Below are 15,160 nucleotides of genomic sequence, written 5' to 3'. Positions count from 1 at the left end.
AACTAGCTTTTTCGCGTCATCAGCCACAGGCTAATCAGGAAAAAGCTGGCGCTCGGCAACAGCGCGCCGACGACTGGCGGGATGCCGTACACCAGCGTCAACGGGCCGAAAATCTGATCCAGCACGTAAAAAACAAAGCCGAAACTGATGCCGGTGACAACACGTACGCCCATCGCCACACTACGCAGCGGCCCGAAGATAAACGACAGCGCCATCAGCATCATCACCGCCACGGACAGCGGCTGGAAGATTTTGCTCCACATATTGAGCTGGTAGCGCCCGGAATCCTGGCCGCTCGATTTGAGGTATTTCACGTAATTGTGCAAACCGCTGATCGAGAGCGCGTCCGGATCCAGCGCCACCACGCCAAGTTTGTCCGGCGTCAGGTTCGTTTTCCAGGTGCCGCTCACAGTTTGCGCGCCGGTAACTTGTTTCGGGTCCGTCAGGTTAGATTCATCAACCTGCGACAGCCGCCAGGTTTTCTCCTGCGGATCGAACTTCGCCGACGCGGCATAGCGCACCGACTGCAAACGACGCTCTTTATTGAAGGCATAAATGCTCACGCCGCCGAGTTCATCGTCGCCCTTTACGCGCTCAATATAGATAAAGTTGTTGCCGTCTTTCGCCCACAAACCTGACTGCGTGGAGAGCAGAGAGCCGCCATACATCGACTGCGCACGCTGGTTACGCGCCATTTGCTCACCCTGCGGCGCGACCCACTCGCCAATCGCCATGGTCAGCAGCACCAGCGGGATGGCCGTTTTCATTACCGACAGCGCCACCTGCATGCGGGTGTAGCCGGAAGCCTGCATGACCACCAGCTCACTGCGCTGCGCCAGCATGCCCAGCCCTAGCAGCGCGCCAAGCAGCGCCGCCATCGGGAAGAAGATCTGAATATCTTTCGGGATGCTGAGAATGGTGTACATCCCGGCGCCCAGCGCGTCATAGCTCCCCTGGCCTGCTTTTTTCAGCTGATCGACAAACTTGATAATGCCGGAGAGCGACACCAGCATGAACAGCGTCATCATGATGGTGGTGAAAATGGTTTTACCGATATAGCGGTCAAGTACGCCAAAAGCCTGCATTATACCGCTCCTTTACGCGTAAAACGGGCGCGAACCCGGCGCATTGGCACCGTATCCCACAAGTTCAGCACCACAGCCAGCGCTAAATAGGCCAGGTTTACCAGCCACATCCACACCAACGGATCGAGTTTGCCTTTCGCACCGTTCGAGCGCAGCGTGGTTTGCAGCAGGAAGAAGACCAGATAAAGCAGCATGGCGGGGAGCATCGACAGTACACGGCCCTGGCGCGGGTTGACCACACTCAGCGGCACCACCATCAGCGCCATCATCACCACCGTAAACACCAGCGTTAAGCGCCAGTGTAGTTCGGCGCTCGCGCGCGGCGTATCGGTTTTGAACAGCGTGCGCATGTCCATCTGCTCGGTATCCGACGGATCGAGCGCCACCGCCTGGTGACCAATAATTGCCTGATAGTTCTGGAAATCGGTGATGCGGAAATCACGCAGCATCGCGGTGCCTTCAAAGCGGGTACCGGTATTGAGCGTCACCACCTGAGAGCCATCTTTGTGCTGCGAGAGATGCCCGGAATCCGCTACGACGACTGATGGACGGGCGGAACCTTTGGTGCGAATCTGCGCGAGGAAGACATTCTTGAAGTTTTTGCCCTCGACGCCTTCGATAAACAGCACCGAGTTGCCATCCGTCGCCTGCTGGAATTGTCCCTGCGCCAGCGCCGCCATGCCAGGGTTCGCTTTCGCGTCTGCGAGCACTTGATCTTGATGACGGGAAGACCACGGGCCAGCCCACATAACATTGACCGCAGCGACAATGCCGGTGAACAACGCGAGGATCATCGCCGCTTTCACCAATACCGCGCGGCTCAGGCCGCAGGCGTGCATTACGGTGATTTCACTTTCTGTATAAAGTTTGCCCAGCGTCATCAACAGACCGAGGAACAGACTCAACGGCAGGATAAGCTGCGCCATTTCCGGCACGCCCAGCCCCAGCAGTGAGAGCACGAGGTTCGTAGGGATTTCGCCATCAGCGGCTGCGCCTAAAATCCTGACCAGTTTCTGACAAAAGAAAATCAGAAGCAGGATGAATAGGATCGCAAGCTGGCTTTTTAGCGTCTCCCGTACCAGATATCTTATGATTATCACTTTAAATACGCCCGTAAAAACCAGTATTTTTGCTGGAAAATAGCTTGTTTCATGGCTTAAACGTCATTTATTCTCTTGAGTCGTCGAAATGATCGCTAAGATTAATATACTCAGCGGATACGTGCGTAAGACCCGATTCTGACGTGCCGAAACCGAAGTAACATTAAGATTAACACGAAGTCACCGCAACAGCGGACACGAGTTACGAAAGCTTGCAATTCTATCCGTAGCCGCCGCCGTTGTCTTTAAGATTCAGGAGCGTAGTGCATGGAGTTCAGTGTAAAAAGCGGTAGCCCGGAGAAACAGCGGAGTGCCTGCATCGTTGTCGGCGTCTTTGAACCGCGCCGGCTCTCTCCGATCGCCGAGCAACTCGATAAAATCAGTGACGGCTACATCAGTGCGCTGCTGCGTCGCGGGGAACTGGAAGGCAAGCCGGGGCAGACTTTACTGCTGCACCACGTACCGAATGTCCTCTCCGAACGTATTTTGCTGATTGGCTGCGGTAAAGAGCGTGAACTGGACGAGCGCCAGTACAAGCAGGTGATTCAAAAAACCATTAACACGCTGAATGATACCGGCTCAATGGAAGCCGTCTGCTTCCTGACCGAACTGCATGTAAAAGGGCGCAATACTTACTGGAAAGTACGCCAGGCCGTTGAGACCGCGAAAGAGACCCTTTACAGCTTCGACCAACTGAAAACCAACAAAAGCGAGCCGCGCCGCCCGCTGCGTAAAATGGTGTTCAATGTGCCGACCCGCCGCGAGCTGACCAGCGGCGAGCGCGCCATTCAACACGGTCTGGCCATTGCCGCCGGTATCAAAGCGGCGAAAGATCTCGGCAATATGCCGCCAAATATCTGTAACGCGGGCTACCTCGCGTCTCAGGCGCGCCAGTTAGCTGATACCTACAGCAAAAACGTGGTGACCCGCGTGATTGGCGAGCAGCAGATGCGCGAGCTGGGCATGCACTCATATCTCGCGGTCGGCCAGGGTTCGCAGAACGAATCGCTGATGTCGGTGATTGAATACAAAGGCAACCCGGCAGAAGACGCGCGTCCAATCGTGCTGGTCGGTAAAGGCCTGACTTTTGACTCCGGCGGTATCTCCATCAAGCCTGCCGAAGGCATGGATGAGATGAAGTACGACATGTGCGGCGCTGCTGCGGTGTATGGCGTGATGCGCATGGTTGCTGAACTGCAACTGCCGATCAACGTCATTGGCGTGCTTGCTGGCTGTGAAAACATGCCAGGCGGGCGCGCTTATCGTCCGGGCGACGTGCTGACCACTATGTCCGGCCAGACGGTAGAAGTGCTGAACACCGACGCCGAAGGCCGTCTGGTACTGTGCGACGTGCTGACTTACGTTGAGCGTTTCGAGCCGGAAGCGGTAATCGATGTCGCGACGCTGACCGGTGCGTGTGTGATTGCGCTCGGCCACCACATCACCGGACTGCTGTCGAACCACAACCCGCTGGCGCACGAGCTAATTGGCGCGTCCGAGCAGGCGGGCGATCGCGCATGGCGTTTGCCGATGGCTGATGAGTACCAGGAACAGCTGGAATCTAACTTCGCGGATATGGCGAACATCGGCGGCCGTCCTGGCGGGGCAATCACCGCCGGTTGCTTCCTTTCTCGCTTTGCCCGTAAGTACAACTGGGCGCACCTGGATATCGCCGGTACTGCATGGCGTTCCGGTAAAGCCAAAGGCGCAACCGGTCGTCCGGTGGCGCTGCTGTCGCAGTTCCTGCTGAACCGCGCCGGGTTTAACGGCGAAGAGTAAGCGTCGTCAAGGCCGGATAGCACTGCGCTTATCCGGCCTGCAACCTCGCGCAATATGAACGCTATCTCCGGTGGATTTCGCGTTGCATCGCGGCGGCAGCCCAACAAAGAGGCAGCGTGAAAGACGACGGCTATAGCGTTTAAATCCTCAACCAAAAGCCCCATATATGAAAAATGCGACGTTCTACCTTCTGGATAATGATACCCAACAGGATGGCTTAAGCGCCGTCGAACAACTGGTGTGTGAAATTGCCGCAGAACGTTGGCGTAACGGTAAACGCGTGCTGATTGCCTGTGCCGATGAGCAACAAGCTATTCGTCTGGATGAAGCGCTGTGGGCGCGCCCGGCGGAGAGCTTTGTCCCGCACAATCTGGCAGGTGAAGGACCACGCGGCGGTGCGCCGGTGGAGCTGGCCTGGCCCCAAAAACGCAACAGCAGCCCGCGCGATATTTTGATCAGCCTGCGCGCGGAATTTGCAGATTTTGCCACCGCTTTCACAGAAGTGATAGACTTCGTTCCTCACGAAGATTCTCTGAAACAACTGGCGCGCGAACGCTATAAAGCGTACCGCATGGCTGGTTTCAACCTGAACACGGCAACCTGGAAATAATGGAAAAGACATACAACCCCAAAGATATCGAACAGCCGCTGTACGAGCAGTGGGAAAAGCAGGGCTATTTCAAACCGAACGGTGATGAAAGCCAGGAAAGCTTCTGCATCATGATCCCGCCGCCGAACGTCACCGGCAGTTTGCATATGGGCCACGCCTTCCAGCAGACCATCATGGACACCATGATCCGCTACCAGCGCATGCAGGGCAAAAACACCCTGTGGCAAGCGGGGACTGACCACGCGGGTATCGCCACCCAAATGGTGGTTGAGCGTAAAATTGCCGCCGAAGAGGGTAAAACCCGCCACGACTACGGTCGCGACGCCTTTATCGACAAAATCTGGCAGTGGAAAGCGGAATCGGGCGGCACGATCACCCGCCAGATGCGCCGTCTCGGTAACTCCGTAGACTGGGATCGCGAGCGCTTCACCATGGACGAAGGCCTTTCTAACGCCGTAAAAGAAGTGTTCGTCCGCCTGTATAAAGAAGACCTGATTTACCGTGGCAAACGCCTGGTGAACTGGGACCCGAAACTGCGCACGGCGATTTCCGATCTGGAAGTGGAAAACCGCGAGTCGAAAGGCTCAATGTGGCATATCCGCTACCCGCTGGCCGACGGCGCGAAAACCGCCGACGGTAAAGATTACCTGGTGGTTGCCACCACGCGCCCGGAAACCCTGCTCGGTGATACTGGCGTGGCGGTGAACCCGGAAGATCCGCGCTACAAAGATCTGATTGGCAAATTCGTGGTGCTGCCGCTGGTCAACCGCCGTATTCCGATTGTCGGCGACGAACACGCCGACATGGAAAAAGGCACCGGTTGCGTGAAAATCACCCCGGCGCACGACTTTAATGACTACGAAGTGGGTCGTCGCCACAAGCTGCCGATGATCAACATTCTGACCTTTGACGGCGATATCCGTGAAAGCGCGCAAGTCTACGACACCAACGGCAACGAATCCGATGTTTACCCGGCGGATATCCCGGCAGAGTTTCAGAAGCTGGAACGTTTTGCCGCGCGTAAAGCGATTGTCGCGGCGGTGGACGCGCTTGGCCTGCTGGAAGAGATCAAACCGCACGACCTGACCGTTCCGTACGGCGATCGCGGCGGCGTGGTTATCGAACCGATGCTCACCGACCAGTGGTACGTTCGCGCCGATGTGCTGGCGAAACCGGCGGTGGAAGCCGTGGAAAACGGTGACATCCAGTTCGTGCCGAAACAGTACGAAAACATGTATTTCTCCTGGATGCGCGACATTCAGGACTGGTGTATCTCCCGCCAGCTGTGGTGGGGCCACCGCATTCCAGCGTGGTACGACAACGACGGCAACGTTTATGTTGGTCGTAACGAAGAGGAAGTGCGCCAGGAAAACAATCTGGCCGCCGATGTCGCTCTGCGCCAGGACGATGACGTGCTGGATACCTGGTTCTCCTCCGCGCTGTGGACCTTCTCGACCCTCGGCTGGCCGGAAAACACCGACGCGCTGCGCCAGTTCCACCCGACCAGCGTGATGGTTTCTGGCTTCGACATTATCTTCTTCTGGATTGCGCGCATGATCATGATGACCATGCACTTCATCAAAGATGAAAATGGCAAGCCGCAGGTGCCGTTTAAAACCGTCTACATGACCGGTCTTATCCGTGATGACGAAGGCCAGAAAATGTCCAAATCCAAGGGCAACGTGATTGACCCGCTGGATATGGTTGACGGTATTTCGCTGGCGGATCTGCTGGAAAAACGCACCGGCAACATGATGCAGCCGCAGCTGGCAGAGAAAATCCGCAAGCGCACCGAGAAACAGTTCCCGGACGGCATTGAACCGCACGGCACCGACGCCCTGCGCTTCACCCTCGCGGCGCTGGCTTCAACTGGTCGCGACATCAACTGGGATATGAAACGCCTGGAAGGTTACCGTAACTTCTGTAACAAGCTGTGGAACGCCAGCCGCTTTGTACTGATGAACACCGAAGATCAGGATTGCGGCTTTAACGGCGGCGACATGGTGCTGTCGCTGGCAGACCGCTGGATCCTCGCGGAATTCAACCAGACCATCAAAGCCTACCGTGATGCGCTGGATAATTTCCGCTTCGATATCGCCGCAGGCATTCTGTATGAGTTCACCTGGAACCAGTTCTGCGACTGGTATCTGGAACTGACCAAACCGGTCATGAACGGGGGTTCTGAAGCGGAACTGCGCGGTACCCGCAACACGCTGGTGACCGTGCTGGAAGGTCTGCTGCGCCTTGCGCATCCGATCATTCCATTTATCACCGAAACCATCTGGCAGCGCGTGAAAGTGCTGAAAGGCATTACCGCCGACACTATCATGTTGCAGCCGTTCCCGCAGTACGACGCAGCGCAGGTGGATGAGAAAGCGCTGGCAGATACCGAGTGGCTGAAACAGGCGATCATCGCGGTACGTAACATTCGCGCCGAAATGAACATCGCGCCGGGTAAACCGCTGGAGCTGCTGCTGCGTAGCGCGAGCGAGGACGCGAAGCGCCGTGTGAACGACAACCTGAGCTTCCTGCAAACGCTGGCACGTCTGGAAAGCATCACCATTCTGCCTGCTGACGATAAAGGCCCGGTTTCGGTAACCAAAATCGTTGATGGCGCAGAGCTGCTGATCCCGATGCTGGGTCTTATCGACAAAGATGCCGAGCTGGCGCGTCTGGCGAAAGAAGTGGCGAAAGTTGAGCAGGAAATTGGCCGCATCGAAAGCAAACTGGGCAACGAAGGCTTTGTGGCGCGCGCGCCGGAAGCGGTAATTGCCAAAGAGCGCGAGAAGCTGGATGGCTACGCGGAAGCGAAAGCGAAGTTGATTGAGCAGCAGGCGGTTATCGCCGCGCTGTAATCACCGCGCAGAAGAAAAAGCCGGGCATCGCTGCCCGGCTTTTTTATTTTGCAGGCCAGATAAGGTGTCACCACCATCCGGCAAGTTTTCCCGAATTACAGTACCGCCGGGTAGAACGACAAACCGCGAGCCAGCAGGTTCGCCGGATCTTTTGCGGGCTGCACACCATGGTCTTCCAGCGTCAGCGCTTCCAGGTCACCATGAACATGGGTATTTTCCAGCAAATAACGGGTCATACGCACTTTCGCCCACGGCCATGCCAGGAACAGCGTGACGCCACACACCAGCATATTGGTAATGGAAATCCAGAACATACGCCCCATCGCCACCGTCGAGGAGAAACGAATGTTCCCTTCCAGCGTCAGTTGCCCGTAAATATAGGCGCGCAGTTTCACAAACGCGAAAAGGAAGCAGACAATCGCCCCGGCAATATAGATCAAATAGCTCAGCACCAATTTGCCGTAAATCGGCCCCATCATCATCGCTAATTGTTCCGGATCGCCACCTGCTGCGTAGGCATTCTCTTGCAGAGTCATCAGTGACGGCATAACCAGTACCATTACCAGCAAAATAAACGGTACAAACAGCAGCATCGATAGCACCACAATGGTGATGCATTTTTTCATTGAAATTTCAGCGGAGAATTTCAGTTTGCCGTACTGCAAATTATTAATCAGCATGCTAAACCATTGCGCAACATATACGCCCTGCATAATGGCAATCCCCAGCAGCAATACCAATGTACCGATACCAATCATCACCGAAATAGCACCATATGAGCCGCTACTTAATGCAGACGTCACAAAGAGGGAGAACACCACCACCGAGGCAATAATAACCAGCAACGGGCATCCCATCATCACCCACCAGGCGCGCAACGGGCTGGCGTAGAAATTAAAACGCACACCGTTAATCTCGGTCATCAGCATTTGATAACGCAGACCCTGAGTAATCAACCACGGGAAGAAAATCAGGAACAGCCCCATCATACAGAGCTGTAAAAGCACGTTCTGGTAGGCCACGTTAATAAAGAAAATCACATACAGCACCAGCAGGCAGAGCCAGCCGACAAAAATAGAACGCCCGGTCGCGTGATAAGAAAAACGCGCACCGCTAAGTTCAGTATTCTCATAAAAATAACGACGCGCGCGCACTAACGCCCACGGCAAATATAACCCCAGCGTTATTAAGGTCAGTAAAATATTAACCAGCCAAACCACGAAATAGCCTTTCCCGCTGCCCTGAAAGAGAAAACGGCGCACGGGAACCGCCACGGAACCATGAGTTTCGGGAGTCATAACAATCCTTATCGTAAAAAAGAAGCCAGGAAAAAGGCAGTCAACCATAACAATATTGCGAAATGGTTATCTCCACTATTAAGTCTAAATAGCTGCCGGTCAAAAAAATAGCGCCCAATATTCCTGGTCTTGCCAGAACGCCCCTGTAGTGGTATTAAGCAGGATCAGCTTATAACCCCGAAAACAGAGTGCAGAGATGAATGTGACCGCGCCGGTAGAGGTAAAAATGCGCCGGATTGCTGCCGCCGACAACGCAGCAATCGCATCTGTGATCCGCCAGGTATCTGCGGAATATGGCCTCACTGCCGATAAAGGCTACACCGTTGCCGACCCCGAACTGGATGAGCTGTATCAGTTATATAGCCGACCGGGTTGCGCCTATTGGGTAGTGGAGCAAAATGGCGAAGTCGTGGGCGGCGGCGGCGTCGCGCCGCTGAAATGTAGCGAACCGGATATCTGCGAACTGCAAAAGATGTATTTCCTGCCCAGTGCGCGTGGGCAGGGGCTGGCGAAGAAACTGGCGCAGATGGCGCTGGAACATGCCCGCGAGCAGGGCTTTAGCCGCTGTTATCTGGAAACCACCGCGTTTCTGACTGACGCCATTGGGCTTTATGAACGCCTTGGCTTTGAGCATATCGATGGGCCGCTCGGCTGCACCGGTCACGTAGACTGCGAAGTGCGGATGCTGAAAACACTGTAGCCCGAAAGCGTACCGATGCTTTACACCGGTACGCCGCTGTGAAAACGGAACTCCGCATCCGGTGTTGAGATAAGCCCCGCTTCCACTTCACCGAAATGGCGCACGCGCGGGCTGATATCCGTGGTCGAAATCTGCTGCGCCAGCGCCAGGTAATCCTGATAATGGCGCGCTTCTGAACGCAGCAACGACAGGTAAAATTTCTGCAAGTCATCGTCAAGCCACGGCGCCAGTGCAGCAAAACGCTCGCAGGAGCGCGCTTCGATATAGGCGCCGCAGATTAACTTATCGACCAATGTCAGCGGTTCATGCGTGCGAACCTCTTTGAGCATCCCTTTCGCATAACGGCTGGCGGTAATTTTCACATAGGGAATGTTACGGGCGAGCATCGCTTCCCGCACCTGCCAGAAGTGGTGCAGCTCCTCTTTGATCAACAGCACCATGCTGTCAATCAGCGCCTGGCCCCAGGCATCGTCAGTTTGCGGCATCACACTTTTGCCAATCTGCTTATGCAGCGCGACAAAATCCGGCTCCGGCCCTTCGCGAAAGGTAAATTCTTCATACGGTTTCAGCCACGCCAGTAGCGCGTCCGACCCGCTTTTATCCGCCACATAACGGCGCACTAGCAGCATGGCGGTTTGCGCCGCTTTCAGTTCACACACCATATGATCGGTAAGCAGCAGCGGCAGCATTGATGGATCGCGTGCTTTGTCCAGCCAGGATTGCGGTGTCGGGCAGTGCAGGAAGTTTAAAACCGGGGAGAGTATTTGCGGGTAATCCATTGTGGTTCCTTGCATTGCGGCAGCGAGCGCTGCCGCAATATTTACTCAGTGACGAACACCATCATCTTCTTCGTCGACGTAATCCTCGTCGTCATCGTCACCCTCTTCGCCGTTCGGGTCTTCGTAGTAGGTTCCCCAACCGTCGTATTCCACGTCGAATTTCTCAGCCAGGTTAAGCAGTTGCTCAACTTGCGCGTCGATCAAATCGGCATTCAGCGCGCTTTCGCTCAGCACGTCGCAGCAGATAACCACTTCGCCTTCGTCCAGTTCCAGCTCTTCCGGCTCTGTCACTTCGTAGCCCAGTTTAAAGGCTTCAACAGCGGCTTTTTCCAGCGTTTCGAAATCATCTGCCGACAGGTGATGCTCAATGGTATACAGCGCATCAGGATCGCTGCCGTCTTCGAGCAATTCTTCAATAATCAAACGCGTCTCTTCGCGCTGTTCTTCCAGGTGTTCCGGGTTCGCCATGGCTCGTTCCTCATCAATGTGGCAGATACACTTATTGTCACACACCGCTGGCATTGCCTCCACTCCTCGCCGAAAAGATTTATATCCCGGGGTTGCAAATGCATATTCATACATATAAATTGAATTTTAATTCAATGAGTGGCCTTCGCCATGTGAGGGAAATATGTCCGCGTTTTATCAAAAGCATTTTTTGAAACTGCTCGATTTTACACCTGCTGAAATCAATACCCTGCTGCAACTCGCCGCTCAGCTGAAAGCGGATAAGAAAAAAGGTCAGGAAGTCCAGAAACTTACCGGGAAAAATATCGCGCTCATCTTCGAAAAAGACTCAACCCGCACACGATGCTCTTTCGAAGTTGCCGCATATGATCAGGGTGCTCGCGTGACTTATCTTGCCCCAAGCGGCAGCCAAATCGGGCATAAAGAGTCAATTAAAGACACCGCGCGCGTGCTGGGGCGCATGTATGACGGCATTCAGTATCGCGGTTATGGCCAGGAGATTGTCGAAACGCTGGCGCAATACGCCGGTGTGCCGGTGTGGAACGGCTTAACCAATGAATTTCACCCGACCCAGTTGCTGGCCGATCTGCTGACCATGCGCGAGCACTTGCCGGGCAAAGCTTTTAACCAGATGAAACTGGTTTATGCCGGTGACGCGCGTAACAACATGGGCAACTCGATGCTTGAAGCCGCCGCGCTGGTGGGTTTGGATCTGCGCCTTGTCGCGCCAAAAGCCTGCTGGCCGGACGCGAGCCTGGTCGCCGAATGCAAAGCGCTGGCGGTGAAAAACGGCGGCAACATTCTGCTGACGGAAGATATCGCGAGCGGAGTGAAAGATGCCGATTTTATTTACACCGATGTGTGGGTATCGATGGGCGAAGCGAAAGAGAAATGGGCTGAGCGTATCGCGCTGCTGCGGCCTTACCAGGTCAACAGCAAAATGTTGTCGCTCACCGGCAACCCGCAGGTGAAATTCCTGCACTGCCTGCCCGCGTTTCATGACGATAAGACCACGCTCGGCAAAAAAATGGCAGAAGAGTTTGGACTGCACGGCGGCATGGAAGTGACTGACGAGGTGTTTGAATCACCGGAGAGTATTGTGTTTGATCAGGCGGAAAACCGGATGCACACCATCAAAGCGGTGATGGTCGCCACCCTCAGTAAATAACGCAATATGCCCGGTTGTGCAGCGCGACCGGGCATTACGCTTACGCCATCAGCAGTTTCACCACCACTTTGCGCACCTGGGCTGGCGCGTTTACCGCACACAGCGGTTTGTGCACTTCACCCGGATAGAACACCACAAAATCCCCTTCGTTCAGTACCACGGTTTTTTCCTGCGCGCCTTCCGGCAAAAAGGCGATGTCTTTATCCGCCAGCCAGTCGGTGTCCGGCGCGCCCGCAGGCTGGGTGCTAAAAGTCATCCCTTCCTGGCCTTTCAGCACAATCTGGATATCCAGATAACGGGCGTGATACTCGGCGCGGCGTTCTGCAAACGGCTGGGTCATATCTTCAGAAACTAGGAAAAACAGGCGGTTGCCGTCGATATCATGTTTGCCAACAGGCGTGGCATCGGTAACGTGCTGCTTAACGTGCTCAATGGCCTGGCGCAGCTCTTCCGGCAGCCAGGATTGTAAATTGTGAATATTGCCAACGATCATGGTGTAGCCCTCAACATAAAACATCGTTTCATTTTCAGCTTTTATACGAAAATTCACACTGCCATACCACCACTTTCTGCCAGAGATTTGTCACAACGCATGTTTATCGGAAAATATGTTATATGCCTGTTAAGGTCGATTACGCTTTTATGCAGCATCGATGCATAAAGCCCACAGCCGCTCGCTGACATAAAGTTGTTATCCACTGATTAAAAAGCGTTTATTTAAATAAACCTTTCCCGATCACACTTCAGCAGCCTGTTAATTTGCGCATTCATTCACTGGTTATTTCCCTTTTTTGCGCCCGGCAGCACCGCTCTATTCATTTTTATGCATATCTATTCCATTCACTGTTGAAAAAACTTAGCAATCAACGGGTTACATATTCACGAAAATAGGTGTATAGCTACAAAACAATAACAACCATGAATAAGTTCAGCCGTTAATGCGTAAGCATTCATCCTGATAATTAGGCTAATTGTCTATTCTCTGATGCGAATCATGCATTTGAACGGCGGCGATTTAATTCCCTATTCGACGTGAGCACAATCACACTATTAATTCTTACGGCTTCTACTATGAGCCATGAAATTAATCGTTATTAACGCGCGATGAAATTAATCACATTTCATTGCCGCCCCCTTTTTATTCTGAAAAAACAGTTAAAGGAATAATTATGGAAAAGCACTACGTCGGTTCTGAAATAGGTCAATTGCGTAGCGTTATGCTGCACCGCCCCAATTTAAGCCTGAAACGGTTAACACCGTCGAATTGTCAGGAGCTGTTATTCGATGACGTGTTATCGGTTGAGCGCGCCGGGGAAGAGCATGACGCCTTCGCAAACACACTGCGCGAGCAGGGTGTGGAAGTCCTGCTGTTGACCGACCTTCTGACACAAACGCTTGATATTGCAGAGGCAAAAGCCTGGCTGCTGGAAATGCAGATCTCCGATTATCGCCTTGGCCCGACCTTCGCCGCAGATGTGCGCAGCTGGCTGGCGGATATGCCGCACCGCGAACTGGCGCGGCGGCTCAGCGGTGGATTAACCTACGGCGAGATCCCGGCCTTTATTAAAAATATGGTTGTCGACACTCACACGGCGAATGATTTTATTATGAAGCCGCTGCCCAACCATTTATTTACCCGTGACACATCGTGCTGGATTTATAACGGCGTGTCGATTAATCCGATGGCTAAACCGGCCCGCCAGCGTGAAACGAATAATCTGCGCGCTATTTATCGCTGGCACCCCGCATTCGCCGATGGCAATTTTATTAAATATTTTGGCGACGAGAATATTAATTACGACCACGCCACGCTTGAGGGCGGCGATGTATTAGTCATTGGTCGCGGCGCGGTATTAATTGGCCTCTCTGAACGAACCACACCGCAGGGCGTGGAATTTCTTGCCAATAGCCTGTTCAAACACCGCCAGGCCGAACGCGTTATCGTCGTTGAACTGCCAAAACACCGTTCCTGTATGCACCTCGACACGGTGATGACCCATATCGATATCGACACTTTTTCTGTTTACCCCGAAGTAGTGCGCAAAGACGCCCAGTGCTGGACGCTCACCCCGGACGGGCGCGGCGGTCTGCAACGCACGCAGGAAAGCGACCTGCTGCACGCCATCGAAAAAGCGCTCGGTATTGACCAGATCCGGCTTATCACCACCGGCGGCGACGCTTTTGAAGCCGAACGCGAACAGTGGAATGACGCCAACAACGTCCTCACGCTGCGCCCCGGCGTGGTCGTCGGCTACGAGCGCAATATCTGGACCAATGAGAAATATGACAAAGCCGGGATCACCGTGCTGCCCATTCCCGGAGATGAGCTGGGACGTGGGCGCGGCGGTGCACGCTGCATGAGCTGCCCACTGGAACGCGACGGCATTTAAAGGAGCCATTATGGAAAGAAAACCTACCCTGGTTGTCGCGCTGGGCGGCAACGCGCTGCTAAAACGCGGCGAACCGCTGGAAGCGAACATCCAGCGCCAGAACATTGATCTTGCCGCGCGTACCATCGCCGGGCTGACCGCGCAGTGGCGCGTGGTGCTGGTACACGGCAACGGGCCGCAGGTCGGCCTGCTGGCGCTGCAAAACAGCGCTTACGACAAAGTTACCCCCTACCCGCTCGATATTCTCGGCGCGGAAAGCCAGGGGATGATTGGCTACATGCTGCAACAGTCGCTGAAAAACAGCCTGCCACAGCGCGAAGTGAGCGTACTGCTCACCCAGGTGGAAGTCGACGCCAGTGACCCGGCGTTCAGCAACCCGAGCAAATACATCGGCCCGGTTTACAGCGAGGCGCAAGCCCAGACGCTGCAGCAGGAGAAAGGCTGGGTATTTAAGGCCGATGGTCGCTATTTCCGCCGCGTTGTGCCCTCCCCGCAACCCAAACGCATTGTCGAAAGCGACGCCATTAGCGCGCTGATAAACCGCGATCACCTGGTGATTTGCAACGGCGGCGGCGGCGTGCCGGTGGTGGAAAACGCCAACGGCTACCACGGCATCGAAGCGGTGATCGACAAAGATCTCTCGGCGGCACTGCTGGCGCGGCAAATCGAAGCCGACGCGCTGTTGATTCTTACCGACGCCGACGCGGTGTACCTCGACTGGGGCAAACCCACGCAGCGCCCGCTGGCGCAAGTCACCCCGGACATGCTGCAGGGCATGCAGTTTGACGCAGGCTCGATGGGGCCGAAAGTCGCCGCATGCCGCCAGTTTGTTGAGCAGTGTCACGGCATCGCGGGTATCGGCGCGCTGGCGGATGGTCCGGCCATTCTCGCCGGGGACAAAGGCACATTGATTCGTTACTGATTTAAA

15 protein-coding genes are annotated in these 15,160 nt (G+C 54.7%); 8 read left to right on the top strand and 7 right to left on the bottom strand.

Going from position 1 to position 15,160, the window contains the following annotated elements:
• Positions 1–2 precede the first annotated feature (2 nt).
• From lptG to M8Q36_RS08705, 3 genes are all read right to left on the bottom strand, one after another.
• Positions 3–1,085, bottom strand: a complete 1,083-nt coding sequence (gene lptG / locus M8Q36_RS08715) for an LPS export ABC transporter permease LptG (protein ID WP_200552181.1) — start codon at positions 1,083–1,085, stop codon at positions 3–5.
• Positions 1,085–2,185 (bottom strand): LPS export ABC transporter permease LptF, encoded by a 1,101-nt coding sequence (lptF, locus tag M8Q36_RS08710; RefSeq protein ID WP_249880613.1) that lies wholly within the window; start codon positions 2,183–2,185, stop codon positions 1,085–1,087. The genes lptG and lptF overlap by 1 nt, the downstream gene beginning before the upstream one ends.
• Before the next feature lie 63 nt (positions 2,186–2,248).
• The gene (locus M8Q36_RS08705; protein ID WP_216848985.1) at positions 2,249–2,299 is read right to left on the bottom strand and encodes a hypothetical protein; all 51 of its coding nucleotides are present in this window, start codon (positions 2,297–2,299) and stop codon (positions 2,249–2,251) included.
• Positions 2,300–2,452: 153 nt separating this feature from the next.
• On the opposite strand from M8Q36_RS08705, the gene pepA reads away from it, so the two are divergent.
• The 3 genes from pepA to M8Q36_RS08690 all read left to right on the top strand — a co-directional run bounded on the left by pepA (position 2,453) and on the right by M8Q36_RS08690 (position 7,429).
• Positions 2,453–3,964, top strand: coding sequence for a leucyl aminopeptidase (gene pepA / locus M8Q36_RS08700; RefSeq protein WP_017459072.1), 1,512 nt, complete (start codon positions 2,453–2,455; stop codon positions 3,962–3,964).
• A gap of 166 nt (positions 3,965–4,130) precedes the next feature.
• Positions 4,131–4,574, top strand: a complete 444-nt coding sequence (gene holC / locus M8Q36_RS08695) for a DNA polymerase III subunit chi (protein ID WP_020456318.1) — start codon at positions 4,131–4,133, stop codon at positions 4,572–4,574.
• Positions 4,574–7,429 (top strand): valine--tRNA ligase, encoded by a 2,856-nt coding sequence (locus tag M8Q36_RS08690; protein ID WP_249880612.1) that lies wholly within the window; start codon positions 4,574–4,576, stop codon positions 7,427–7,429. The genes holC and M8Q36_RS08690 overlap by 1 nt, the downstream gene beginning before the upstream one ends.
• 95 nt (positions 7,430–7,524) lie before the next feature.
• On the opposite strand, the gene M8Q36_RS08685 is transcribed toward M8Q36_RS08690, so the two are convergent.
• Positions 7,525–8,727, bottom strand: coding sequence for a YjgN family protein (locus M8Q36_RS08685; RefSeq protein ID WP_249880611.1), 1,203 nt, complete (start codon positions 8,725–8,727; stop codon positions 7,525–7,527).
• Between the two features lie 196 nt (positions 8,728–8,923).
• Between M8Q36_RS08685 and M8Q36_RS08680 the strand changes: the two genes are divergently transcribed.
• Positions 8,924–9,427: a GNAT family N-acetyltransferase gene (locus tag M8Q36_RS08680; protein WP_249880610.1), complete on the top strand. Its 504-nt coding sequence runs from the start codon at positions 8,924–8,926 to the stop codon at positions 9,425–9,427.
• A gap of 20 nt (positions 9,428–9,447) precedes the next feature.
• Here M8Q36_RS08680 and miaE read toward each other — a convergent pair whose 3' ends face one another.
• Both miaE and rraB read right to left on the bottom strand, forming a co-directional pair.
• Positions 9,448–10,206 (bottom strand): tRNA isopentenyl-2-thiomethyl-A-37 hydroxylase MiaE, encoded by a 759-nt coding sequence (miaE, locus tag M8Q36_RS08675; RefSeq protein ID WP_249880609.1) that lies wholly within the window; start codon positions 10,204–10,206, stop codon positions 9,448–9,450.
• A 45-nt stretch (positions 10,207–10,251) separates the two neighbouring features.
• A complete protein-coding gene (gene rraB, locus M8Q36_RS08670) occupies positions 10,252–10,674 on the bottom strand; it encodes a ribonuclease E inhibitor RraB (protein WP_017459078.1) in 423 nt (140 codons plus the stop codon).
• 98 nt (positions 10,675–10,772) lie between these two features.
• Between rraB and argL the strand changes: the two genes are divergently transcribed.
• Positions 10,773–10,868 (top strand): putative translational regulatory protein ArgL, encoded by a 96-nt coding sequence (gene argL, locus M8Q36_RS25575; protein WP_502825469.1) that lies wholly within the window; start codon positions 10,773–10,775, stop codon positions 10,866–10,868.
• Positions 10,838–11,842 (top strand): ornithine carbamoyltransferase, encoded by a 1,005-nt coding sequence (gene argF / locus M8Q36_RS08665; protein WP_249880608.1) that lies wholly within the window; start codon positions 10,838–10,840, stop codon positions 11,840–11,842. Before argL ends, argF begins: the two co-directional genes overlap by 31 nt.
• A 40-nt stretch (positions 11,843–11,882) precedes the next feature.
• Here argF and M8Q36_RS08660 read toward each other — a convergent pair whose 3' ends face one another.
• A complete protein-coding gene (locus M8Q36_RS08660) occupies positions 11,883–12,335 on the bottom strand; it encodes a YhcH/YjgK/YiaL family protein (protein WP_045513666.1) in 453 nt (150 codons plus the stop codon).
• A 676-nt stretch (positions 12,336–13,011) separates the two neighbouring features.
• On the opposite strand from M8Q36_RS08660, the gene arcA reads away from it, so the two are divergent.
• Positions 13,012–14,232, top strand: coding sequence for an arginine deiminase (gene arcA / locus M8Q36_RS08655; RefSeq protein WP_020456312.1), 1,221 nt, complete (start codon positions 13,012–13,014; stop codon positions 14,230–14,232).
• 10 nt (positions 14,233–14,242) lie between these two features.
• The gene (arcC, locus tag M8Q36_RS08650) at positions 14,243–15,154 is read left to right on the top strand and encodes a carbamate kinase (protein WP_020456311.1); all 912 of its coding nucleotides are present in this window, start codon (positions 14,243–14,245) and stop codon (positions 15,152–15,154) included.
• Positions 15,155–15,160 lie beyond the last annotated feature (6 nt).

Source organism: Kosakonia sp. R1.Fl (assembly GCF_023516815.1).
GTDB lineage: Bacteria > Pseudomonadota > Gammaproteobacteria > Enterobacterales > Enterobacteriaceae > Kosakonia.
The sequence above is the reverse complement of the archived record's forward strand: the minus strand, read 5'-3'. Positions and strand labels throughout refer to the sequence as shown.